General features: G+C 41.8%; 14 protein-coding genes and 1 pseudogene. 9 read left to right on the top strand and 6 right to left on the bottom strand.

All coding sequences use genetic code 11. From position 1 onward, the window contains the following. Positions 1-763: 763 nt before the first annotated feature. On the top strand, positions 764-4270 hold the full coding sequence (locus tag RSJ42_RS17915) for a PAS domain S-box protein (protein WP_410508578.1): 3507 nt from the start codon (positions 764-766) through the stop codon (positions 4268-4270). Between the two features lie 360 nt (positions 4271-4630). Here RSJ42_RS17915 and RSJ42_RS17910 read toward each other — a convergent pair whose 3' ends face one another. Beyond that, a complete protein-coding gene (locus RSJ42_RS17910; protein ID WP_410508577.1) occupies positions 4631-4792 on the bottom strand; it encodes a hypothetical protein in 162 nt (53 codons plus the stop codon). 343 nt (positions 4793-5135) lie between these two features. On the opposite strand from RSJ42_RS17910, the gene RSJ42_RS17905 reads away from it, so the two are divergent. Next, positions 5136-6143, top strand: a complete 1008-nt coding sequence (locus tag RSJ42_RS17905) for a hypothetical protein (protein WP_410508576.1) — start codon at positions 5136-5138, stop codon at positions 6141-6143. 290 nt (positions 6144-6433) lie between these two features. Here RSJ42_RS17905 and RSJ42_RS17900 read toward each other — a convergent pair whose 3' ends face one another. Further along, positions 6434-6613: a hypothetical protein gene (locus tag RSJ42_RS17900; RefSeq protein WP_410508575.1), complete on the bottom strand. Its 180-nt coding sequence runs from the start codon at positions 6611-6613 to the stop codon at positions 6434-6436. A 492-nt stretch (positions 6614-7105) separates the two neighbouring features. On the opposite strand from RSJ42_RS17900, the gene mgtE reads away from it, so the two are divergent. After that, positions 7106-8437, top strand: coding sequence for a magnesium transporter (mgtE, locus tag RSJ42_RS17895; RefSeq protein WP_410508574.1), 1332 nt, complete (start codon positions 7106-7108; stop codon positions 8435-8437). A 211-nt stretch (positions 8438-8648) separates the two neighbouring features. On the opposite strand, the gene RSJ42_RS17890 is transcribed toward mgtE, so the two are convergent. The 3 genes from RSJ42_RS17890 to RSJ42_RS17880 form a co-directional block, all read right to left on the bottom strand. Further along, positions 8649-10646: a methyl-accepting chemotaxis protein gene (locus tag RSJ42_RS17890; RefSeq protein ID WP_410508573.1), complete on the bottom strand. Its 1998-nt coding sequence runs from the start codon at positions 10644-10646 to the stop codon at positions 8649-8651. Between the two features lie 529 nt (positions 10647-11175). Then, complete coding sequence (locus RSJ42_RS17885; RefSeq protein WP_410508572.1) at positions 11176-13191, bottom strand: PAS domain S-box protein; 2016 nt, start codon at positions 13189-13191, stop codon at positions 11176-11178. A gap of 533 nt (positions 13192-13724) precedes the next feature. Then, entirely contained in the window at positions 13725-14906 is a 1182-nt protein-coding gene (locus RSJ42_RS17880) for an AAA family ATPase (protein ID WP_410508571.1), read from the bottom strand. Between the two features lie 243 nt (positions 14907-15149). On the opposite strand from RSJ42_RS17880, the gene RSJ42_RS17875 reads away from it, so the two are divergent. Continuing rightward, positions 15150-16694, top strand: a complete 1545-nt coding sequence (locus RSJ42_RS17875; RefSeq protein WP_410508570.1) for an FAD-dependent oxidoreductase — start codon at positions 15150-15152, stop codon at positions 16692-16694. Positions 16695-17331: 637 nt separating this feature from the next. Here RSJ42_RS17875 and RSJ42_RS17870 read toward each other — a convergent pair. After that, a complete protein-coding gene (locus RSJ42_RS17870; protein ID WP_410510432.1) occupies positions 17332-17583 on the bottom strand; it encodes a hypothetical protein in 252 nt (83 codons plus the stop codon). On the opposite strand from RSJ42_RS17870, the gene RSJ42_RS17865 reads away from it, so the two are divergent. From RSJ42_RS17865 to RSJ42_RS17845, 5 genes and pseudogenes are all read left to right on the top strand, one after another. Then, the gene (locus RSJ42_RS17865; protein ID WP_410510420.1) at positions 17482-18534 is read left to right on the top strand and encodes an agmatinase family protein; all 1053 of its coding nucleotides are present in this window, start codon (positions 17482-17484) and stop codon (positions 18532-18534) included. The genes RSJ42_RS17870 and RSJ42_RS17865 overlap by 102 nt on opposite strands. Positions 18535-18652: 118 nt before the next feature. Further along, positions 18653-19756 carry a hypothetical protein gene (locus RSJ42_RS17860; RefSeq protein WP_410508569.1) on the top strand — a complete coding sequence of 368 codons (1104 nt, stop codon included), beginning with the start codon at positions 18653-18655 and terminating at the stop codon, positions 19754-19756. Positions 19757-20038: 282 nt separating this feature from the next. Next, positions 20039-20119: pseudogene (locus tag RSJ42_RS17855) on the top strand (hypothetical protein); the annotation flags it as partial. 87 nt (positions 20120-20206) lie between these two features. Continuing rightward, positions 20207-21727 (top strand): FAD-dependent oxidoreductase, encoded by a 1521-nt coding sequence (locus tag RSJ42_RS17850; protein ID WP_410508568.1) that lies wholly within the window; start codon positions 20207-20209, stop codon positions 21725-21727. 37 nt (positions 21728-21764) lie between these two features. Beyond that, positions 21765-23705, top strand: coding sequence for an SWIM zinc finger domain-containing protein (locus tag RSJ42_RS17845; RefSeq protein WP_410508567.1), 1941 nt, complete (start codon positions 21765-21767; stop codon positions 23703-23705). The last annotated feature ends 1050 nt before the right edge of the window (positions 23706-24755 follow it).

Genomic DNA, 24755 nt, shown 5'->3' with positions numbered 1-24755 from the left:
TCCCCCGTAAGCATAAGTGTTTGTAGACATTAAAAACTATTATGGCTGAATTAACCATGACCTTTTTCTGGATTATAAGGGAGTCTCTGTACAATACATGCCTAATATCATTATTACCCAACAGATGATAATAAAAGCAAGTATACTCCGGATCAAATTTTGTGAGTGAGCCAGGATAACTCCCACCTTTAATATCTAATAAACCTTAATGTATAAAAAATTTTCATATGATTTCGTGCTAAATTTCAAAGGAAAACAACGGGATCTTTTAGATAGAATTTAGCATAGTTTTTGAAAGGCACACTAACTGTGCAAGAGAAAAACAGTTTCGGCAACAAAACACCCTTTATCAGTCTGAAGGATAAGAAATGATGCGATATAAAGTGAAGTATTTTCATGAAGATCATTATCACTGATATCATAAAGTGACTTGCATTATTGAACTAAAAATTATTAGAATAAAAATTTCAATATTTTGTAGACTATTTTTCAACAGTTGTTTTAGATCATTTAATTCCATAAGCCCATAAATGGCGCCACTGATGTCCTAAAATTTTGTTACAGGCTCATGGAAAATGGAACTAATTTGCATTAAATTTTTTAAACTCTCCCAATCTGAACGATTAAAATTTCTGCCTGAATGAGGAGATTAAAAACAAAAACTTAATAAATTAATAAATTATAATTGTGATATTATACTAAAATAATAGTGGAAGCTATCTGCAATTTAATGGGTTTTGATTGCGGGGATTACTGAAAAGCCATGACCGAAGAGTATCGCAGCTGTACCGCTGAGCTTTTGGGCCTGTCGGAAAAATACAATGAAGGTTTGGAGAATCTTGTTGACGAACTGCCCCTTGGCATACTTTCATGTGACAGGGAAGGAAATATTACAGCACTAAATGAATTTCTGCGGGACCTGCTGAGATCCCCTTCCGCTGATTTTACAAAACAACTTAACATACTGACTTTCCCGCCTCTGGTTGAATGCGGCATTTCTTCTGTTGTTGAAGAGACACTTACAACAGGCAAAAGTTCCTCTATAGAGACAACTTATCGATCGCTCTTTAATAAGGAACATTTTCTGGATTTTAAGGCCTTCCCTCGAAAGGATGAAATCGGATTTGTTTATGGGTGTAATGCAATTATTGAGGATCTTACTGCTGAGAAAAGACAAAAGGCTGAACTCGAACTGAGCAAACGTAAGGACAAACTGATATCAAGGATATCTGATCGCTTTATAAATAGTAACTTCAAAAGCATTGATGAGGATATCAATAAGACCTTAAAAGATCTGGCAAATTTTATCAGGGCAGACTGTGCGTTTCTGTTCAGTGTTGTTGAGAATACGGATTATATCGTTAAAACATATGAATGGCTTGCAGATGGTGCAACCCCCAGGGCGCCGCTAAATGGCCAGATAGACATAAGAAAGCTTGTATTTGAAAGGCAGGGAAATTTTCAAGTTGTTAATATCCCCTGTATCGATGAAATCCCAAACGAAAAAGATTGCTTGCAAACGGCGTTACAGGATATGAATATCAAATCCATTGCGATGGTACCTCTTTCACGTAATGGTGCTTTTAAAGGCTTCATCGGGATCGATTCAAAAAGAAAAAAGAATGATTGGGATAATGAAGAGCTTGAAGTACTGAAGATCGTTGCCGGTATGACAGCAAATGTCTTGGAGCGCAAAAAAACAGAGACAATGCTGCTTAAAAAGGAAAAAGAATACGAAGAGATTGTTAATTCCATAGATGCAACGATCTGGAAAGCTACTTTTGACAGGGAAGGAAATGTGCTGAGCACCTATTTTTCCAAACCTCTTGATAAAGTACTTGGATTTCATCATAACGCTCAACAAAGTGAATGGGATAAGCTTTTTGCGCACACCCACCCGGAAGATCTGGATAAAGTCAGGGATGCGCTTGAACATTCTTTCAAGCATCCTGGCACCCCTGTTAATATAGATTATAGAATAGTCACTGGCGATGGAAAGCCTATCTGGATTAACACGACAGGATCTTCCCATCTTCAGGAGGATGGGACATTTCTCACATATGGAACATCAATGAATGTTGCTGAGAGAAAAATGGCTGAAGAAAAGATAATTCGAAGTGAGAGACGGTACAGATCCCTGATAGAGCAATTAAGTGATGCTGTTTTTATAAATACGATAGAAGGCCAGATACTGGAGGTAAATGACACTGCCTCCAGAATGCTCGGATACTCAAAAGAAGAACTGCAAAAAATGAATGTTGTCGATTTTTTACCTCCACAAATTAAGGATCAGGGAAGGGAAGTGATGAAAATGTTAGAAACCCGGGGAGTCATAAGGGGTGATACTGAATACCTTACTGCAAACGGGGAAATTATAAACGTAGAAATAAGTGCGAGGCTCCTTGAAGGATATGACGGCATAACACAGGCAGTTGTCAGAGACATTACTCACCGTAAGCAAGCAGAAAATAAATTGCGTGAAAGCGAGACTCTCCTCAGAGAAGTAGGCAAAATCGCAAAAATCGGGGGATGGAAATTCGATATAATGTCTGGTTTGATCACAGAGACGCCTGAACTATTAAGGATACGGGAAGAAGGTGGTTATGATAATCCGGAAGATAAATTGGGCTTTTACCCTTCGGAATCAAAGGAAGTCCTCGAAAAAGCATTTAATGATGCTACAGAAAAAGGTGAATCATATGACCTTGAACTGCAACTTATCTCACCAAAAGGGAGAAAGAAATGGATCCGGACAATTGGCCATCCTGTAATAAAAGATGGAAAAGTTATTAGATTAATCGGTACACTGCAGGATATAACAGAGCAGAAAGAAGCCCAGGAAGAACTGAAGCGAAACGAGGAAAGATACAGGACGCTTTTCGAACAATCAAATGATGCCATATTCCTGAACCAGCTTGATGGCAAGATAATAGAAGCAAACGAAAAAGCATCTGAGATATTTGGATATACAAAGGAAGAATTACAAAAAATTAATGTGGTGGATCTCCTGCCTCCTGACCGCAGGGGTGAAGGTGCTCAGGGATTGGAGACACTTCGAAGAGCTGGATTTATTCACGGTGATACATTGTACATAAAAAAGAATGGTGAAGCTTTCAATGTAGAAGTCAGTTCCAGGGTGCTTAACGGATACCAGGACCTTGCTCTTACCGTGATAAGAGATATAAGTGAAAAAAAGAAAGCAGAAGAAAAGATTGCCAGAAGTGAGTTCAAATACAGAAGCCTTTTTGAAAAGTCGAATGACGTTATAATAATCCATGATTTTAATGGAAGGATACTCGAAGTAAACAGAAGGGCCTGTGAAGTATTAGGTTACAGCGAAGAAGAACTTAAACAAAAATCAGTAGTAGAGCTGATTTTCCCGGAAGATGTAAATGAAGTCAGGTCCGAAATGAGGAAAGCAAAGACAGCAGGTTTTGCGCGTAAAGAATCCAGAATAGTACGGTCAAATGGAACATTTATTCATATGGATATCAGCGCTTCATTACTCCAGGCGCAGCAAAACACCATCCAGGCTGTGGGGAGGGATATAACCGACCGTATAAAGGCAGAAGAAGCTATGATCAATGCCAGAATAGAAGCAGAAACTGCAAGCCGCATAAAAAGCGAATTCCTTGACAATATGAGCCACGAACTGAGGACACCCCTTAATTCCATCATTGGTTTTTCGGATATCCTGATTGAAAGAGTTTTTGGTGAACTCAACGAAAGGCAATTGAAGTACGTCAGTAACATCTCCATTAGCGGAAAACACCTTCTGGGACTTATAAACGACATTCTTGACCTATCTAAAGTAGAAGCCGGAAAAATGGAGCTTCAGTACAGCGAGTTATCTATAAACCCGGTCTTTGATGAGGTAAAAAACACTCTCTTACCCCTTGCCAACGCTAAATCCCTCTGGATAGAATTTATAGCAGAGCCGGATTGTGGAAATATTCAGGCTGACAGAAGCCGCCTTATCCAGATCCTTTACAACCTTGCAAGCAATGCAATCAAGTTTACCCGTGAAGGGGGTAGAGTCTCTGTCCACTGTAAAAGGAGAGGGAATAGAGTTATTTTTTCAGTTAAGGATACGGGAATAGGTATTTCTCCAGAAGACCAGAAAAAACTTTTCCAGCCCTTTTCTCAGATTGATTCGTCATCCGCAAAACAATACTGCGGAACAGGCCTTGGGCTTGCTCTAGTTAAAAAGCTTGTGGAACTGCACGGTGGGCAAATCCGGGTTGAAAGCGAAGTTAGGAAAGGAAGCTAGTTCATATTTGAATTGCCAGCATATAAACAGAAAATATCGAATAATAATTTTGATTAACAATTATCAGTCTCTTCTTCTCAATCTACTACCATATTGTCGTGATATTTTTATTCGTTTTTATAGAGCTTTCTGTAGACAGATAAGCACTGTTCAAAACAGTTTATACCACTCAGGCTTGACGCGTATTCGGGACAGGGTCGTACCCTGCCTGTTGATGTGACAAAACTAACGAACGACGGCTAGAATGGGCAAAAAAGCAGAAGGTTTGAGAGAATAACAGCTGTAAGGGGAAATATGATTGCCATTTTTTCAGCGAATAGCAGCGAGAGGTGTGGATTCTTAGAATATAATACCCGGAACTTAGAATATAATACCCGGAAATGCCGATACCTGGAGGGGAGACAAAGGCTTAGAGCCTTCATCAAGATAATAAATAATCGTGACGGTGACCCGGACCAGCCATTTGAGCTCGAAATTAGGTATTACAGGCTCTTCCTCCCCGATTTTCCAGATTTTATGCATCTTGACAATAACGATCCTGAGATATTTCTATTTTTTAATTCTCCATTTATCTCAAATCTTAAAGCAATTTATAATTCGAATTGAAGTCTGTAACTGGAAGTTATAAAAAAATAGATATGTAGCAAAGGTTGGAAAATATTTTATTCGCAAAATTATATAATTGCCTGGCCTCTTACTAACTTATCACATAATTGGTTGGGTAAAGAGTCCGGATCTGGATAACATGACTTTAGTAATAGATGATTCAAATGTTTTATAGAATATTACGTAACCTGAAAGACGTCCAGATCATAGAGATTGTATATTAAATTTGAAAAATAAAGATAACCGGGGGAAAAAATAAATGGGAAATAAGGGAAAGCTACGTTCAATATCTTTAGCTTTATCAGTCCTGGTTTTTGTTTTTTTGGTTTTGACCTCAGCCGCAGCTTCAGCGGCTCAAATCACAAGAATCGGAACCGGATATGATCCTGCTGTTTATGGTGATAAGGTAGTATGGACAGACGGGGTTGTTATTCATCTATACGACCTGACAAACAGAACAGACACAAGGTTTAGCTCTTCCAGAGCGTCCAGTCCGGATATTTATGAAAACAAAATAGTGTGGCGCGATGAAAGCATTGGAACGCCAAGGATTGCTGTTTACGATATCCCGACCGCCGCAAAAAGTTACATCACGCAGGGAGTAGACCAGTACAGCAGACCTGCTGTTTATGGCAACAGAATTGTCTGGAGCGCAAACGATAGTGTGTATCTGAGAGACGTATCTACATCCACACAGGAAAAAATCGGAGACGGCAGCAATCCTGACATATATGACACAAAGGTGGTGTATTACTCATATTCAGAAGATCCGGAAGCCGATATAACTATCAGAATGTATGATATCGAAACAGGGGAAAGAATAACCGTTGCTTCATATGGAGATCCAAACATACCGCGTATTTGGGACACCAGGGTCATCTGGTCTGATGTATATAATCATCAGGGATATGTTGCGATGTATGATATTCTAACAGGGAACACCACAGATGTTACAAATCCGCTTGGCACCGATCCGGATGGAAATGAATACGGAGCCAGTACAGGGACACACATTGCCATACACAATGATAAAATTGTATACAATAAAGTTGTTGATGATTATGAAGGCAAACCAGGGGTATATGTATATAACATAACTACAGGACAAAACACACTGGTATATGGCTATCTTGAAGAAGTTTATACGACACCAGAAGTATACAATAACACTATTGTATGGGGAATGGACAGGAACTACGTTAGTAGTGCGGAAAGCAATGATATCTATATATACAACTATTCAGAACAACCCGAAAATACGCAGTAAGGCCAGTGGTCAGTAAAGTAAGTGGTGGACATCCACCACAACATTTTAACTGAATAAATCTAACTTTTTAAGTTTGGCAAGGATAAAAAGGATATTAGGATGTTCTTTAACCTTCAGATAAAAATATCAGAACATTCTTTAATCTTCAGGCATATTCGGAATTTATTCTCTAATTCTCTTCACTTCCTCCATTGATCGTGCCCATAATCTCCTTGAAACTTGCCAGCGAAGCTTTTATATTCTCAGTTATCTCGTTTGCATGAATATCAGGGTCAGGAAGGTTATCGGAGTCAGCGAGACTTTGTCCTTGAGCCAGAAAATATCCGGATTTGTTTTATCTCCTGCCCGATTTCATTGTAGCTGAATTTCCGGAACCTGCCTTCAGGAGATTCTTCTTCACTCCAGGTTTCTCTACGGCTGTGTCCGGGCTGGCTATAGAAGTTTCGAATTGGGGATAATTGTCTGCCCATTAATTTCCCAGTCAATTCTGTGAAGGTATATGTTTATCATACAAACAGTCCGGTCCTGGAAGTGATATCTTCCCCAGATACCCTGCTTTTAAGAGGCGATTTTATTCAGGCACAGTAAGCAATGTAAAAGAAAGATCTTAAATTGCTAAACCCTAACTTAAGTGCTGTAACTTTTTAGGGCTAATCAAAAATGATATATGGAATAATTCCTTTGCAGAAAATAGACATCAGAACCTCTTGTTAAATAAGCTCGTATTAGAAACAGGGGCTGATGCCCGGGATATAAGGAGTGCCGGTAGATAAAACAAGATGTTCTCAACTTAAGGCATAATCTACTTCGGCTGATAGCAAGATTTCCATTCCATATTCGACTATGCTAAAAGGGAGAGTTTTTTATTTCTTTTACAGGCAGCATATAAACTTGACTTTATCCTGTTTCTCTCCTTAAAAGGGTCTGTTCTTCAGATAAACGCAAAAAATACGGGGGTATTAATGCATTCTGAATTCAAAGAGCTGCTGGATAAAAGGGACTGGGAAGGCTTAAGGGCTTTAATCCGGGAGATGAAACCATCCCAGATTGAGGATCTCTATTTTGAATTGGACGGCAGAGATTTTGTTATACTCTTTAGGCTCCTTGAGAAAGATCTGGCACTTGAAGTCTTTGAAAGTTTCAGTGTGGAACATCAGGTAGAAATAATAAAATTAATGGAAGAATCAGACACAATCAAGCTGCTGGAACCTCTTGACCCTGATGACTGCGCCAGAATATTTGAAGAACTGCCTGCAAAGATAACCAGGCGCCTGCTTGAAGGGCTGAGCCCTGGGAGGCGCAAATATGTGAACCTGCTCCTTGGTTATCCTGAGGGAAGTGCAGGCAGATACATGACTCCCAGGTACGTTTCAGCGCATAAGTATCAGAATGCAGGCGAGGTTTTGACAGGGTTACATGCCTCTCCCCTGAGAGCCGATGAAATGCCAATGATTTTTGTGATAGATAGGGAGCGAAAGTACAGCGGGTATGTAATGCTGGGAGACCTCATAAAAACCGAGCCTTTAACACCTCTGGAAAGTATTGTTGAGGGAGAGGACATTTTCATATATACTACTGATCCAAAAAATAGAGCGGTGGAGATTATCAGCGAATACGACATCCCGTCACTGGCTGTCCTCGATGCCGAGAAGCGTCTGGTCGGAGCAGTTACTTTTGACGATGTTATGGATGTTGCAGAAGAAGAGGCAACAGACGACTTCCATAAAATGGGGACAGTCGGACTTATGAGGACAGGTCTGAAAGATGCAAACATCCGGCTGCTGTATGCGAAAAGGGTTCCATGGTTATTGACGCTGGTTTTCATAAATATATTCTCAGGCGCTACTATTGCAGCCTTTGAAGATACAATCCAGGCTGTTGTTGCTCTTGTCATCTTTCTGCCTCTTTTAATAGACAGCGGAGGAAATGCAGGGTCCCAATCCGCAACTCTCGTAGTCCGTTCCCTTGCAACAGGCGATGTTAAAAATAAGGATTGGTTTTATCTTATTGGAAGAGAAATGCTGGTTGCAGCTACAATAGGTATTACAATGGGTATAGCCGCGGCAGGTCTCGGGATTTACAGAGGCGGACTGGAACTGGGTGTAGTTGTAGCTACAACCATGATCATTGTAATCTTTGCCGGCTGCCTGATAGGCACTACTCTTCCTTTCCTGCTCACAGCATTAAAAATGGATCCCGCAACCGCCAGTGCTCCTTTGATTACCTCTATAGCAGACATCGTCGGCGTTGTTATATACTTCAGAATTGCGACATGGTACTATGGTATCGCTTAATGCTTATTAAGACCCTTAAATGTCATAGCTTTGAAGTAAGCGGGATAAAGTAAAAAAGTATCTTCAGGATATGATGAAATAAACATCAAATCCTGTTTTGCAGCAATCATGCAGATTATTTACTTTAAGACTAAGAATATTCGGCAGCAGCAATAAGTGCCGATTATTTACCTTTAAGACTAAGAATATTCGGGATGTCTTCAATTAATGTTTAATATGTCTTTAATTTCCCTCTTCTTTCAAAACCCAGAGGTTTTCCAGAAGGGGGCTGGTCCTTTTTTAATTCCGCAGAGATCTTAAAGTTCTCTATAAGAGAATCAACTGTTTTCTGGGCGAGTTCGCTGACATTCTTTACCGAACTGCTTACCTGCTGCATTGCAGCAGTCTGCTCTTCTATTGCAGCGGATGTTTCTTCGCTGCTTGCAGCGTTTTCTTCGGCTGTTGATGCCGTTTCGCTGATGCTTTTCTCGATATTTTCGATCTTAGCAAGCCCCTCATCCGAAAGCCTGTCAAGTTCGGCAAGCATGGAATTTATGGTAGCAACTGCGGTAGCAATTTCGTGACCCGCGTTCAGAGCCTGTTTAATGTTCTTGCTTCCGGTCTTAGCCTGACCGTCAGCAATGTTAATGGCTTCGGTCACTTTTTTTGTCTCTTTCTGGACGTTTGTGACGATTTCATTAATCTCATCAGTGCTCTTTCTTGAGTCAGCAGCAAGTTTTCGAACTTCGTCTGCAACAACGGCAAACCCTCTGCCGTATTCACCGGCTCTTGCAGCTTCAATGGCTGCATTCAGGGCGAGAAGGTTAGTCTGGTCGGCGATTGATTTGATTTTCCCTGTAACGGACCCGATATTATTGACAGCATCATCCAGGGAGTGGACAATGCCACCAAGTTTGGAAATTTCTGCAACGACCTGTTCCATATCTTCCAGGGCCTGGTTACTTATGACCTGGGCCTCTTCACTTTTTTTGCCAGCCTGGGAAGCATAATCGGAGGATTTGTTTGAAGAATCGCTGAGCCTGCTAAAGATTTCCTGCGAAGCTTTTATGTCAGAAGCTGCTGTGCCTGCGTGCCTGGAAAGGTTCTCAGAACCGGTAGCAATCTGTTCTGCAGCCGTAGAAATCTGCTGCATCCCGGCATTCATCTGGCCGACAGCTTCTTCGGACTGCCTTGCCTCTTCCAGGGTAGTAAGCATGTCTTCAAGGATATGCTCAATAACAGATTTTAAATTGAGAACAAGCTTATTGAATTCGTCAAAAGTATCGCCAAAGTCGTCATCCTTAATCTTCTCAAGATGAGCATCAAGATATCCTTCACTTAGCTTCCTGATTCCCTCTCCGAGATTTTTAAGACAACTGTCAGTATAACCTAAAAGATCCTTAACCTCTTCTTCTCTTTCTTTCATCTCTGTCATATTAGTTATGACCATTAGACCGCCAACAATAGTTCCGGTCTCGTCTTTTATTGGCACAGCTGAAAGTATGGTAAATAGCGGTTTATCCAGAGCCTTGAATTTAATGGATTTCTCAAGGTTGTAAATGCCTTCTCCTGTTTCAATTGCTTTATCGACAAGTGTCCGTCTGGAATTTGTTTCCAATAATTCGGCAGAAGTTCTCCCGATAACTTCACTTTCACTCTTAAATCTGCAAACTTCTAAAAAATAGTTATTGATGTGCTTTATTTTTCCAGAAACATCCACATAAAGTGCAAGTGAAGGAGATGGAATGCTTCTAACAATTGCTTTTTGCGACTCTTCTCTTCGTTTTATATGTTGAGTTACATCCAGAAAAACGCCGTCAATATAAGCCAGATTTCCATTATCATCATTAACCAGGTGAGCCTGTTCCTGAACAAATACCGTATCACCGCAGGATTTTTTTATTCTGTATTCCACCTGATAAGGATTTCCGCTCTTTACTGATTTATCTATAGCCGCATCGATTTTAGGAACATCTTCCGGGAAAACAATGTCAGCCCATGCTAATTTTTGAGAAAGGAATTCCCTTGCAGAGTAACCTGTAAGTTCATCTACATTTTTACTTATGTAATGGATAGGCCACGCAGGTTTGTTTAATACTCTAAAAACCGTCACTGGCAGGTTATCAATAAGCCAGCTTGTTTCTATAGCTTCCTGATCAGCATTTTTAGTGATTTTCTTAATGGAGTGTGAAAGCTCCCCCTGTTTCAAATCATTATGTTGTAAAGCCATAACCAATCTTGCCCCTAATTAGATATATATTAACAGATAATATAAATCGAGAAAGTATTTAAGTGTATAGGGAAACGAAAAAATTTATAAAGAGGAAACGAAAAAAGGTTATAAACACAGTGAAACTGCGTAAATATTTATAGAAAGATGGTGTATTCTAAGTATGTTTAAACTTGATACCGAGTCAAAGGTACTGGGAATCTGTCTATTCATACTATTTATCTATATTCTGTACAGACTGATTCCTATTTTATCAGCTAACAGTTAAAGGTATAATTATCATAGAACTATTGTTTTCTGAACATTCCTTACCTTTTATGTAGCAGATACCATCGGAAAATGGCTATGAGCCGCAGGAAAGCATCCGAGTCTGTTTAACAAAAAAGTATCCTCCAAATTATCTGCGGCTATAGAGTATTCTTTAAATCTTTTTGTGAGCTGAATAAAAATAGGGAAAAAAATCAAAAAGAGTTATGTGGCATCAAATCAGTGTTATCTGAATTTAGCTCAGTGTTTGTTTCTTAGATTTTTATTTACTGCAGTCCTGCGCAGCGAACTCGATAATAAACTCTGTCCCATTGTTTCTGTTAAGTCTGATACTTCCATCCAGCTGTTCTATAAGGACATTTATGAGCTGAAGCCCTAGAGTCTCAGCATCCTCTATATTGAAAGAATCTGGAATGCCCAGTCCGTCATCCGAGACAGTAAGGACAAAATTAGCATCACTTAAATTAGCATCGCTCCCGAAGCTTTGTTCCTTTTTTTCATTTAAAGAACTGCACTCATCTTTTCCGGCTTTCTTCCTTGCAAGGTTTATACGGATCTCTCCACATATTCTATCCGGGAATGCATATTTAAGAGAGTTCGAAAAAATCTCATTGACAATAATACCCAGAGGAACTGCAGTCTCTATATCAAAATGGATGTTTTCTTCGAGGTCCATACATAGATTGATTTTCGAGTCTCCTACTTTATATGTATCCAGGAGATTTTCAGCCAGTTCTCGAATATAAATTGAAAAATTCACATTATCCATTTCCCTGTCCCTGTAAAGCTCCCTATGAATAAGAGCGATAGACATTATTCTGTTCTGGCTTTCCCTGAGAACCTCCTTTATCCGTTTATCCCCCAGGTTTTCAGCCTGAAGATCAAGCAGAGACGAAATGACCTGCAGGTTGTTCTTTATCCTGTGATGGACCTCTTTTTTTCGAGCAACCTCTACTTTTGCCAGGGTTTCTTCAGTTTCCTTTCTCTCGGTTATATCATATACTATGCCGTTATACACATCCGGCTTACCTTCTTTACCCGGAACTTTCTGATAGGTCTCATGCATCCATTTTATTTCCCCATTCTTACACCGGATCCTGTAATCAAGCTCTCCCTGGAATTGTCCGGAGAAACGCCTTATTTTATTTTCTTTTTCTTTAAAGGCGTTAAGATCCTCAGGAACAATAAGTGTGGGCCATAGTTTTGAAGAAACAAGCTCTTCTTCGCTGTATCCGGTAATTTCCTTAACAGCCCCGTGCATGAATTCAAGTTTAAAGTCCCTGTCGAACTGGAAAGCAATTCCTTTAAGGTTCTGCACAAAAGAACGGTACTTATCCTCACTTTCCTGTAACTTCTCTTCAGCAAGTTTTCTCCCGGTAATATCTTTCACCGCACCCAGAGACCTGACAGGCTTACCTGAATTATCCTTGAGATGAATGCCGCTATTCTCCAGATATATGCACTTTCCATCTTTTTTCCTGAACCTGAATTCTATCCGGTAATTTTTTCCGGTTCTTCTGGACTCAATAAATTCTTTTATTACGGCTTCCCTATCAGCAGGATGGATATTCTTAGTCCAGAGCTTCCTGCTCATACTCTGGAACTCTTCTTTACTGTACCCTGTAACTTTCTCTATTGCTCCAGCCCAGCTGCCTTTGTCGGTCAGCAAATCAAAATCATAAATAAGCTGCCCGGTTTGTTCTGCTACGATTTTATATTTTTCATCATTTTTTTCAAAAGCAGTCTCCGATTTTCGGAGTCCTGTAATATCCTGCAGGATAATAAGCAGTCCCTGAACTCCCCCATTCTCGTTATTGAAAGCAGAAAAATTCACAATAAAAGTCCTTTTTATCCTGTCCGCACATACGATTTCCTGCTCAAGGGCGCTGGAACCTCCAGAAATGATAATTTCCATACCGATTTTATTCCATCCATCAACAGCTTTCTGAAAATAACCCTCATTTATAGCAACTCTCCCTTCAACATGTTTATAAAAATTATTACTCACTTCTGAATTCATGAGTCCAATAATTTCTTTAGCAGGAATCCCTACAAGTTCTTCAAATGCTCTGTTTACGAAAAGATACAGACCGCTCTTATCCCTGTATACAATAGGGGTTACCATTGAATTGAAAATGCAATTAAGAGAAAATTTTTCCTGAATTATATTTCCAAATCTATTACTTCCGTAAACGGGATTGCATGGCTTAAGAGTGCCTTTAGAAGGTATAACATCATTATTTACCTGTTTACTGGATTTAAGAATATATTTAACCATTTTTATGCCCCATTCCCCGAAATTATGTCCCGTCCCCCGAAAGTAGTACTTAAAACTAAAATAAAAATTATCCAATATCCGTAAAGTTCACTAAATCCTGATATTTACGAGTATAGAAACCTGTTATCAAAGAAAGTTCTAAACTCTGTAGCCACAAACCCTCCACTTTTTATGGACCAATAATAAATTGAACAGATAGTTCAAGAAAGATTCAATTGTATAATTTAATAAATGCACTAATAATACTTATTTCTAATCAGTTTGAGTAAATAAAATGTGTGATAGAAAATATAAAAACTATCTGCATGCTTCTAATATGCCGTTTCGAAGCTTAAAAACCTCAATCAGGACATGAAAACGAAGAAAAGTGTTTTAATATTTTAACAGTGGTCAGAGCCTAAGGTACTGAAATCATTATAAATATTTGCTGAAAAGAAAATTAAGTTACTCTATGCATCAAACCAAAGAGTTCTCCAGTCCAGAGTCAGGCAGTGAAGAGAATAAAACCCGACTAATTTTTGGTTCTTATACCTTCATTTTTTGATGTACTGACAGTCAAACCCTTCCCTGTCAAGCGTCAGGATTCTAAGGAACGTGTCACTCGGGTTTTCGTCGCATAAATTAAACGTCCTGCCATTTTTTATGGGTAGATTTTCAGGATTCCTGTGACCGTGAATCTGATAAGTGTCCTCATCAGTATTTTTGTTGAAACTCTCAGCAACCAGGGTCGCATCTTCAGGTTCACCGACTCCATTTATCATCTGGTCGGTTCCTGTAAAAATAAGGTTTTCAGGGAGGATGCTCATACCTCCGTGGGTTACAAGCACGGATCTGTTACGGAACTTATAATAAACGCAGGATACTGTTTTCCTGTACAGCTTAAGGGTGTCGCCCAGTGTAACTCCTGCCTGTTTGAGTTCGCTAAAGGGATCTGAGGCATCCGTAAACTCTGAGATACGGGTTTGTTCCTCACCGGTTGCCGAACCGTGAAGGTCTTTTTCGTTGTCTCCTTCAAGAAGAACAACATTATCTCTGCACATGATTGAGGAAAGAAACTTAATTACACTGGCATTTTCAGCCCTTTTGCCTGTGTAATCTCCAAGAAATATATACATATCATTGTCATTCAACCCGTATGCAAAGTACTTCATCAGGGCTGTATAGCTGCCTTTTATATCTCCAATATGGTGGATTCTTCTATAGTCTGAAAAATCAGTAATTTGATACTTCAATTTCTCATGAAATTCATAAGGCTTTATTACAGTAACAAATGAAGGCACATTCTGCCTGCGTATTATAGAATACATATCTTCGATTATAGCTTCAGGTACAATTTCATATGCAGGCCTCTTGCTGTTTCTTTCCTTTGCAATATCAAGAGGCACATCCGAAAAATCAACACAGAACGCCTTATACCTGTAAGCTTTAACAAGCGACCTGTACTTTGCCATATCTGCATTTCCCGCATTGGTAGCGTCAAGGATTGTAAACTCACCCTCTTCCATGCGGCATTTAATAAGAGAATAAATGAGACCCCATACCCTGCGGTTGATTCTCTGGGAGATAATCGTTTTTCCGGTGACAGATAGTACAGGAGGTTTTATAAGAAGCCTGACCTCATCTGAGGAAATGGTATAAGGTTCAAGCCTGTTCTCTTTAATGAAAGTCGATTTGCCTGATCCGGGTATTCCTCTTAAAAACACCAGGTATCTCACATGACACCTCTTTTTGACTAATTTTGATTAAATAAAGAAACCTGAGTTAATATTACTATTATTTTTTATAATATTTAATTAGATAATTTTACGCATCTATTCTTGAATATGTATGGGGGAGAACTATGAGTGGGGACCATACCGACTTGAGCAAACAACTGAGCAGAGCCTGCTTTTAGAGCCAGACAATAAAAAAGGGCTCAAGGAAGCGGGAGCCCTGATGAATTGTTATCGGTGAAATATATGGCAAACCAGAGGGAACTCGATTATATCCTGCCCGGCAGGGCAGAATCATACTGGCTGGCAACTATACCAGAATCCAACTATCCTGCGCTCCAGGGGGACCTTCGCGTCGATATCGCAATAATCGGAGGGGGAATAGTTGGGCTTACCACAGCTTACCTGTTGAAAGAAGCAGGGTTTTCGTCCATTGCAGTTATTGAAGCAGGTCATATCCTTAGAGGAGTTACAGGGCATACTACAGCCAAAGTTACCTCCCAGCACCACCTCATCTACGACCGCCTGATCTCAAAATTCGGAAAAAGGCAGGCTCAGCAGTATGCGGAGTCCAATCAGGCAGCTATAGAGAAGATAGCTTCCATAGTAGCTTCAAAAAAGATAAACTGCGATTTTGTCCGTAAACCTGCATATGTTTATGCAGAATCGGAAGACTCCACAAACAGGATCCAGAATGAAGTTCAGGCAGCCAGAAATCTTGGGATTCCGGCTTACTTTGAAGAAAACCTGCCCTTGCCCTTTAAAACATACGGTGCAGTCCGTTTCAATGATCAGGCACAGTTCCATCCTGCAAAATACCTCAGCGCACTTGCAGAAGAGATTCATGGGGACGGATGCCATATCTTCGAGAAGACAAGGGCATTGAAGATAAAGGGTGAAGAACCCATGACCATAACTACGGATAAGGGGAGCATAACTGCACACAGGGTTATCCAGGCAACGCATTATCCTATCCATGATAAGCCCGGCTTGTTTTTCCAGCGGCTTCACCAGTCCCGTTCATATGTTCTTGGTGTCCGCATTCGGGATCCATTTCCAGATGGAATGTTCATAAACGCCGAAAAACCTGCAAGATCCCTGCGCTCTCAGCGTACGGATAACGGGGAACTTATTCTTGTAGGTGGAGAAGGGCACCGGACAGGCGAAGAAGAAAATGAAATTTCTCGCTATCAGAACCTTGAGAAATGGGTGAGGGCTAACTATTCTGTAGATTCCATTGATTACCGATGGTCCACCCAGGATACTATAAGCATTGACCATATCCCATACATTGGAAGGCAAACCTCAGGTAACGATAATATATTCCTTGCAACCGGATTTAAAAAATGGGGCATGACTACAGGTACTGTTGCAGCAATGATAATCACGGATATGATCGCCGGAAAGCTCAACCCCTGGGAAGAGGTATATGATCCTTCACGGTTCAAACCGGTAGAGTCGGCAAAAACATTTGTTTCACAGGCTGTCGAAGCTACCAAAGGTCTTGTAGGCGACCGGATTCTTCCCGTTCATAAAGAGGCATCAGATATTCCACCAGGGGAAGGTGCTATTGTCAAAATAGAAGGGGAAAGGGTAGCAGCGTACAGGGACCAGAATGGGACACTTTATGCTCTTGACCCTTCGTGCAGGCATATGGGATGTATAGTTTCCTGGAATAATGCGGAAAAGACATGGGACTGTCCCTGCCACGGCTCCCGTTATAATGCAGCAGGAGAAGTAATTCACAGCCCCGCTGTTTACGGGCTTCCGGAAAAGAAAGTTAAGAAATAAAAATTAGGAATATCCATTATTCAGGAACGGGGTTTATAAGAACCTCGACCTCCAGAATTTATGAAGCTAAAGCAGTACATCAGACTTATTAAGTTAGTTTAAAAACTATAATTTTTCAGGTTTTACAATTTTCAGATTATAGTCTGTATTTCCTTAATTTTTCAAAACAGAGTTAACTGACACCAGCATTTTATTCTTGCTTTACTTGAATAATACCTTGGAGAAGGTTATCACAGAATTTTTGAGCTAGTTTTGGTCTCATAAGCAGAATGAAAGTATGGAGAAACGTTCTGTATTGAGAGAGTCCTGAAATCAGGCAAAGGAAATAAAAATAAGATTGTTATTCCACAACGTAAGTAATAAAAAACATAAGCTTTTTCGAGCTCAAATCGATGATTTCTAGAGAGCCCATTAATATATACTCTTAGTTACAAGTAAGATTGGGAGCGGGGAGCGCGAACTGGGGTTGGTAGCGCTACAACCTGTCAAGGTGCTTTATAAATAAATGTGAAACTGGTAGATTTCATCTTTCGCGCTTCAATACCTCCAGAATACTCGGAAATAAAGCACAGGAAATTTCTGTAAAATAAATCACGAGCAATGGGAGTAGATGAAGATGGCAAAAGAGAGAAAACTCTCAGAAAGAGAAGAGAAGCGCCGCGAGGAGCTCCAGGGAGAGATTGCAAAGCGATATGAGGACGAACTCACTGATCAGAGACTGAAAAAGGAGCTTCAAAGAGCTCATATGTTCGGCCTGGATCCTGCTGAGTCGATTCAGGATAAAGATATGGCCAGCACTTTCTCCCGGGGAGAATTGCCTCACTTCTCCGGAATTAATACCTTCCTCAAAACGCCCTTCCTTCCTGACGTCAGGGAGGTAGGCGAACATGAGGTGGCAATCGTCGGCTGCCCGCTTGATACCGGTACAACCTACCGCCCAGGACCCAGATTCGGCCCTGAGGGTATGCGCCGGATCTCAGGCCTGTATACGCCTTACTACTACGAGCTGGGAATAGACCTGAGAGAACAGCTCGATATGGTAGATGTTGGAGATATTTTCATCATTCCGGCAAACATAGAGAAATCCTTTGACCAGATTACCAAGGCTATCGAGTATATAAGGGGCGAAGGAGTGTTTCCGGCGATCCTTGGCGGTGACCATTCCATAGGTTTTCCTACAGCCCGTGGGCTGATGAACGGTTTTGGAAAGGATATCGGTGTAATACATTTTGACAGACACATCGACACCCAAAAGACCGACCTTGACGAAAAAATGCACACAACTCCTTTCTACTGGGCTGCCCACGAGATGCACTTCGACATGGGTAACCTTGTGCAGATAGGCATAGGCGGCTGGCAGGTCCCAAGACCCGGAGTAGAAGAGGGGAGAAAAGGAGGATCCACTGTCATTACTATTGGCGATATAGAGGAGCTGGGTATAGAGGAGGTAACCAAGATGGCGCTCGAAGTCGCCTGGGACGGCGCCGAAGGGGTCCACATCTCTTTTGATATAGACTCTATAGATCCCGGGTTTTGCCCGGCCACAGGCTGGCCCGAGCCAGGAGGGCTGTATCCGAGGGAAGCTCTCAGGCTGGTAAGAAACTTTGCCAGGAAAGGACTGATTGGCATAGAGATTGTAGAAGTCTCACCACCTTTCGACATCGCGGACATAACCTCGCTTATGGGAGTGCGCCTGATATGCGAAGCCCTTGCAGGCCAGATAGAAGCTGGCAAGCTTGGTCGCACCCGTAAAGGCGAACCTCAGACCGAAAAAGCAAGGAAGGCCGATGAGTCAGGTTCAGCTGCTGCTCCGGGCAGCCCGGTGACTAAGGAGCGGTGAGCTCCTTTGCCCAGACAAACTACTGGACTTGTTGCTCTGGGACGATCCTGGGCCGGGTTATTAAGACGATCCCGGAGCATAGCATGCTTCTTCTCGGAACAGGTCTGGAGGGACCGGGATGATTGAAGCTATAATAGCAGCGATTGGCATGTGTGCCGACGGTGTAGCCGAGGGCATGTATGCTATCAGGCATAAATTCAGTGCCAGGGCAGCAGGCTTCGGTTACGCTATAGGTGCCGCTCTCACATGGTTCTATGGAGCTGTAACGCCAATTACCTTTACAGTGGAAAGCATCACTGTTGCCACACGCACTGCCCGGACAAGGCCCCAGATAATGCATATAGTTGTCCTCTCGGCAATTCCGAGTATTATTCTAGGATTCTTTGGTCTCTACTCAGCCTTTGTTGAGATATTGAATGAAGCAGTCATAGGCGGCATTATAGCCGGTGTCGGGATAATACTGACGGAAGTCGGAGCGGGTTATGTCAAGGAGAAAGTCCATACGGCCGGGCTCTCAACACTAGGAGGGGTCGTGGCCTACCTGCTCACCGAAAACCTTGTCTGGGTGATAGTGGCAAGCGTGGTTCTGGGGACCCTGGCCGAGAGATATATGCCTGAGCGATTCAGGAAAGAAAACGAAGGAAATGGGGAGGAAGACGGCCAGGAGGAAGAAAATGGCGAGAATGGAGGCGACAGGTTCGGGTTGATAAAACTAAACCCCAAAGAATGGATCTCGCGCCCTGTGATTATCGGCGCCTTCTCCGTTTTTGCCTTGAGAACCGGGGCTGTTGTCTCGTATGATACTGTCAACTCCAACCTGGCAGGTATCGAGCCACATCTCGATGGAGTGACCTTGATGGCGGGATTGGGCAGCCTCGCCAGCGCCCTCATGGGGGGAGGACCGATTGAGACGACCCCAGCTCCCATGGCCGATACGCCTGACCCGGTATTCTCAACTGCACTTTTCATGGCACTTATGGCGGGTATAACTCTACTGGGCCTGGTGAAACGAGCAGGTGACTACGTCCCGCTTCAGGCGATAGCCGGGTTCCTGATAGTTCTGGGCATCTTCGTGATCCTGCCCGACGAACTGCCATTGGTAGCTGAAAATCCTCTACCAGGGGCAGCAGCTCTGGCGGTTACAGCTCTGTCTAACCCGTTCTACGGCATACTGGCTGGAGAAGCGGTGGTCCTGATAATGATGCTTGGAGTTGGCGGATGACAGCGATCTCCGGCAGATAACAAAGGGCTGATCATGGAAGGTGCAAATATAATTCAGATAGCCCTTTTTCCTTAAGTATAAAACTGAATTTTTTTCCAGTACCATTTCCAGTACTATTCACACTTGTCTGGAGTCTGCGTTAAGGGCTCATACCGCAAAGAATTTTATTTACTCTTTGTCGATGCCAGAATTGGTAAAATTTCTATCGCAATCTGCTAAAGTATCATTTTCTGGAGCAAAGAATAAAAGACATGGGACTGCCCCTGCCACGGATCCTGTTATGATGCAGCAGGAGAAGTAATTCACAGTCCGGCTGTTTATGGTCTTTCGGAGAAGAAAGTAAGAAATGAGACTGCAGGTTAACGGAAAACTCTGGCCAGAGATAGCCAGCCGGAATAGTCCGCGAAAGAAATCTCAACCGGGGATAAACTAAGAAAGGGGAATAGAGTGATGCCAGACCAAAGTAAAACCGGGTATATTTTTCCCGGAAAGGCAAAATCTTACTGGATATCAACCATCCGTGAGTCTAATTATCCTGCCCTTCCGGAAGATATCAGGGTTGATGTAGCAATAATTGGGGGAGGAATAGTCGGAGTTACCTCAGCTTTTCTTTTAAAGGAAGCTGGAATCTCCGTTGCAGTTATTGAGGCAGACAGGATTCTCAAAGGTACAACAGGGAATACGACTGCGAAAATCACATCTCAGCACCACCTGATTTATGACCACCTTATATCGGAGTTTGGGAGAGGGAAGGCAAAACAGTATGCTGAGTCCAATCAGGAAGCAATCGACAGGATTGAGTATATAGTTCGCTCATGGGACATTAAATGTGATTTCTCCCGCAAACCTGCTTACGTCTACGCAGGTTCCGAGGTTTCCGCACAGAAAATTCTGGACGAGGTTCGTGCAGCCCGGAGTCTGGGTCTTCCTGCCTCATTCGAAGGAGAACTGCCGCTTCCGTTTAAAGCATACGGCGCAGTCCGGTTTAACCGCCAGGCGCAGTTCCATCCCGGAAAATACCTCTGTGCCCTTGCAAAAGAAATAGAAGGCAACGGATGTTATATTTTTGAAAAAACCAGGGCTCTCGGAGTCGAAGGGGGAGGGCCTGTCATTGTAAAAACGGACAGGGGAAATATAAAAGCAGATAATGTGATTCAAGCAACACATTTCCCTATCTGGGATAAGCCTGGAGAGTTATTCAAAAAGCTGAAACAATCCATGTCGTATGTTCTTGGGGCATACATAGAAGAACCGTTTCCCGAGGGGATGTTTATTAATGCAGAGGAGCCTGCAAGGTCTTTGCGCTCACAGCCCACGGAAAAAGGTGAGATGGTACTGGTAGCTGGAGATGGGCATCACACAGGACATGGCAATCCTGCACATGAACACTACAGAAATCTTGAGGACTGGGTAAAGTCGATTTACAGCTTACGTTCAATAGATTACCGCTGGTTAACTGAGGATGTAATGTCTGAAGACAGAGTTCCGTTAATAGGCAGGCTGATTCCGGACAATGAGCACCTGTACCTGGCAACCGGGTTTAATAAGTGGGGGATGACCGGTGGTACTGCTGCTGCAATAATTCTTACTGATATGATCCTTGGAAGAGACAACCCGTGGACTGAGGTATACAACCCTTCAAGGTCTGGCCAGGGGCCCCAATTTTCCATGGAAGACATATCCGAAGTTAAACCGGGACAGGGAGCTATTATTGAAAAAGGAGAAGAAGAAAAGGTGGCAGTATACAGGGACCACGATGGAGTGCTTTATACCTTCAACCCTGCCTGCAGACATATGGGATGTGGTGTTTCCTGGAATGATGCTGAAAAAACCTGGGACTGTCACTGCCACGGATCCCGTTACAATGCCAGAGGGGAGGTTATCTACAGCCCTGCAGTATACGGGCTTCTTGAAAAGAACATCAGGGAACAGGACAAAAAATCATATTCATACATAAGAAACAATTCGTAATTCCTATTTTTATAGGAAAATGTCGAAATAATACTGTATGCCATCAGAAAGCAAAAATTCCGATCCTTTTAAGGAATTAAAATGGAGTGATTTGCAGGACTGGGCTGGAGGAAAGGCAACTGCAAAGGGAATAAAGTACCAGGAAGAAGAGAGAGTCAAAGAGATAAAACGGACTCCTGAAGGCAGCCTTATAGCCCGGGTTGAAGGAACAAATGATTATTTTACGGAAATCTTCCTCAAAGAAGGAAAATTAAGTTCGCTCTGCACCTGCCCTGTGGGACACGACTGCAAACATGGGGTTGCATCCATACTTGAATATCTCGAACTCGCAGAGCAGGGAGAAGAAGTTCTTGCTTCAGAAGAAGACCCGTTCATCGTAAAAGCCAGACAGGAATATGCCGAAACTGAAAACTCTGCCCTGGGGGCTGAAGAATCTTCATCCAGAGCTCTCCGCGAGTACCTGCAGTCTCTGACTAAAACAGAGCTAATAGACATACTGGTAGTATTTGCAGAAAAGAACACTATGCTTGGGAGGTACCTCAGTGAGAGACAAACCCTTGCAGCAGAAAGCGTTGAAGAAATTGTTGGGGAAGTATACTCAGAGATTGATGAGCTCCTGGAAGAGGCCGGAACTGAGCAGAAGGGTTATGAAAGCGATGCCCCTGATTTTTTAGACCTGCAGGTCGGGCTGGAAAGCTTGCTTGATGCAGGACATCCTGATGAGCTGCTTGAGATCGGAAAAGAGCTGATGGGCAGATACGAGAAGATTGCGGATTACGATGAAGAAGGGGAGATCAGAACAAAAATATCTTTCTGTATGGACGTGGTATTCGAAGCCCTGGCCCGGTCCTCTCTCCCTGTCCACGAGAAAATGCTTTATATGCTTGAAATCGAGCTAATGGACAATTACAATATTCTTAACGAACACTCTTTCTGGAAAAAAGATTTCCCTCCTGAAGAATGGAAGCTTTTTACAGAGTCTGTAAAAACCAAACTGGGAGAAACTGAAAGGAAAGAAAATCCTCTATACGGTTCTCTCTGGCAGAGGGACTATGCTGTTGATAGGCTGATTGATGCTCTTGGAAAAGCCGGGCTTTCTGAGGAGATAATACCTGTATGTGAAAAAGAAGCCGAAAAAACAGGTAATTATGCCCGGCTTGTCAGGGTACTGCTTGATTCAGGGCAGAAAGAGAAAGCAGAAGAATGGATTTACAGGGGAGTCAGGGATACAAGGGAATACGAACCTGAGATTGCTAATCAGCTCTGGAAGATCCTTCTTGAAATCAGAGAAGAAGAAGGAAACTGGCCTTTTGCAACTGCTCTAGAAACAGAAGAGTTTTTCAGATCTCCGGATATGGCTGGCTATCTCAGCGTTCAGGAAGCAGCAAAAAAGGCAGGAAAATGGGAAGAAGTCAGAGCAGCTATTCACAATTACCTGAAAAATGGGGAACTGCCAGCCGGCCCGGGGAAAACAAGAAAGCCCAGAGCCGGAAAGGGAGAAAATAAAGAGGAAATCTCGATTCTTCCCGGAGTTCTTCCGGGAACCGGACTTCTGGGAGTCGAGTTATTAAAGAAGGTCAAACCTCCTGTCCTTGACCTGTTAATAAAGATAGCAATTCATGAAGGAGACCCGCAGGAAGTTGTCCACTGGTATGAGGAACTTAAAAAAGGTGAGGAAGAGGAATACTGGCATTCGATTTCCGAAAGTGAAATTGCAAATTCGGTAAAGGAGAAATATCCAGAAATTGCTCTTGATATATGGAAAAGACTTGCAGAAGGGCTAATCTCCGAAACAAAAGTCGGCTCATATGAAGAGGCATCCGCATACCTCCGGAAAGTAAAAAAGACACTTGAAACCAGTGGAAAAAAAGAAGAATGGGAAGCCTATCTCTCTGGAATAAAGGAAGCAAATAAACGCAAAATAAGATTGCTTGAAATTCTGGATACCCTTGGAGAAGACAGGATCATAGAGGCATAAATAATAATAAGAAGAAGAAGAAGAGGAAGAAGAGGAAGAAGAGAAGCATCAGCTTCTTCTCACTACGCCAGGATGCACACGCGAGCAGCACCAGTGCAAATCTAAGATCCAAACCAGCTGGGATCTTATTTCCATTAAAAATGGGAAGAAAATAGGTATTTAAATAGCCGGAAACATTTTATTTTTCAACCGGTTTTATACTTAATTTGAATTATTCTATATTCATTTTTTTACTTAATTTACGTATTTCAGAATTAATTTTTATCAGCATTTGAGATAGAAGCCAGAAGCTCTTATAGTTATTTCCCAATCATTTCTATTTTTTCCTCAAGAAAAACGCCACGTAATGCCATTTCAAAAAGTAGAAGAAATAATTCACTCGTGGCAACTATATAAGTTATTGAACATATGCAGGCAAAAACTGGCTTATTAAGTTTACACAGAAAACTATTAAATAATTAAGATTCGTAATAATTATCACTAAATTTAGACAATCTTGAGACTAGATAGAAATCTTGGGGAAGAGGAGAAAGTATTGGGTGAGATACTTTCCTATCTGGTCATATAGAGAGATATCAGCATATAAAGAGAAATTGGAGTGGGGAATTTGAGGATTTTAGTTAAACCTGGGTACTGGCAACCTGCCTGATCACATTTAGCGGAGTTGCAGCATTCTGTAACTGTGGATTAGCGAATATATTACCCTTTTTACCGGGAAAAATATATAGATAATGCTCTGCAATTTTTCCCTGAGTGAGAAGGGGCTTTTATCGAGACAGATCAGTACATAGTGAATACTGTAAAAATGGTCTGGATCTTTAAAAGGGACAAATCCACTTTTACCAAAGCGAATTCTGCCTCCAAATAAATGTGCTGTTTTATCTGAATATATCTCGCATAGCTGCGATTATGATCATTTGCCAGCTGTGAACTACAACGAAGAGATCGTCAGATCAGTGATTAAAAATTGAGATTTTCAGGATAAAACAGATGCCTGCTATCATAGGACTGCGCTAAATTTCCTCTTTAAAATCTGCTGCCAATTGAGCA

Origin of the sequence: Methanosarcina hadiensis (assembly GCF_046529725.1) — an archaeon.
Classification (GTDB): Archaea; Halobacteriota; Methanosarcinia; order Methanosarcinales; family Methanosarcinaceae; genus Methanosarcina; species Methanosarcina hadiensis.
The sequence above is the reverse complement of the archived record's forward strand: the minus strand, read 5'-3'. Positions and strand labels throughout refer to the sequence as shown.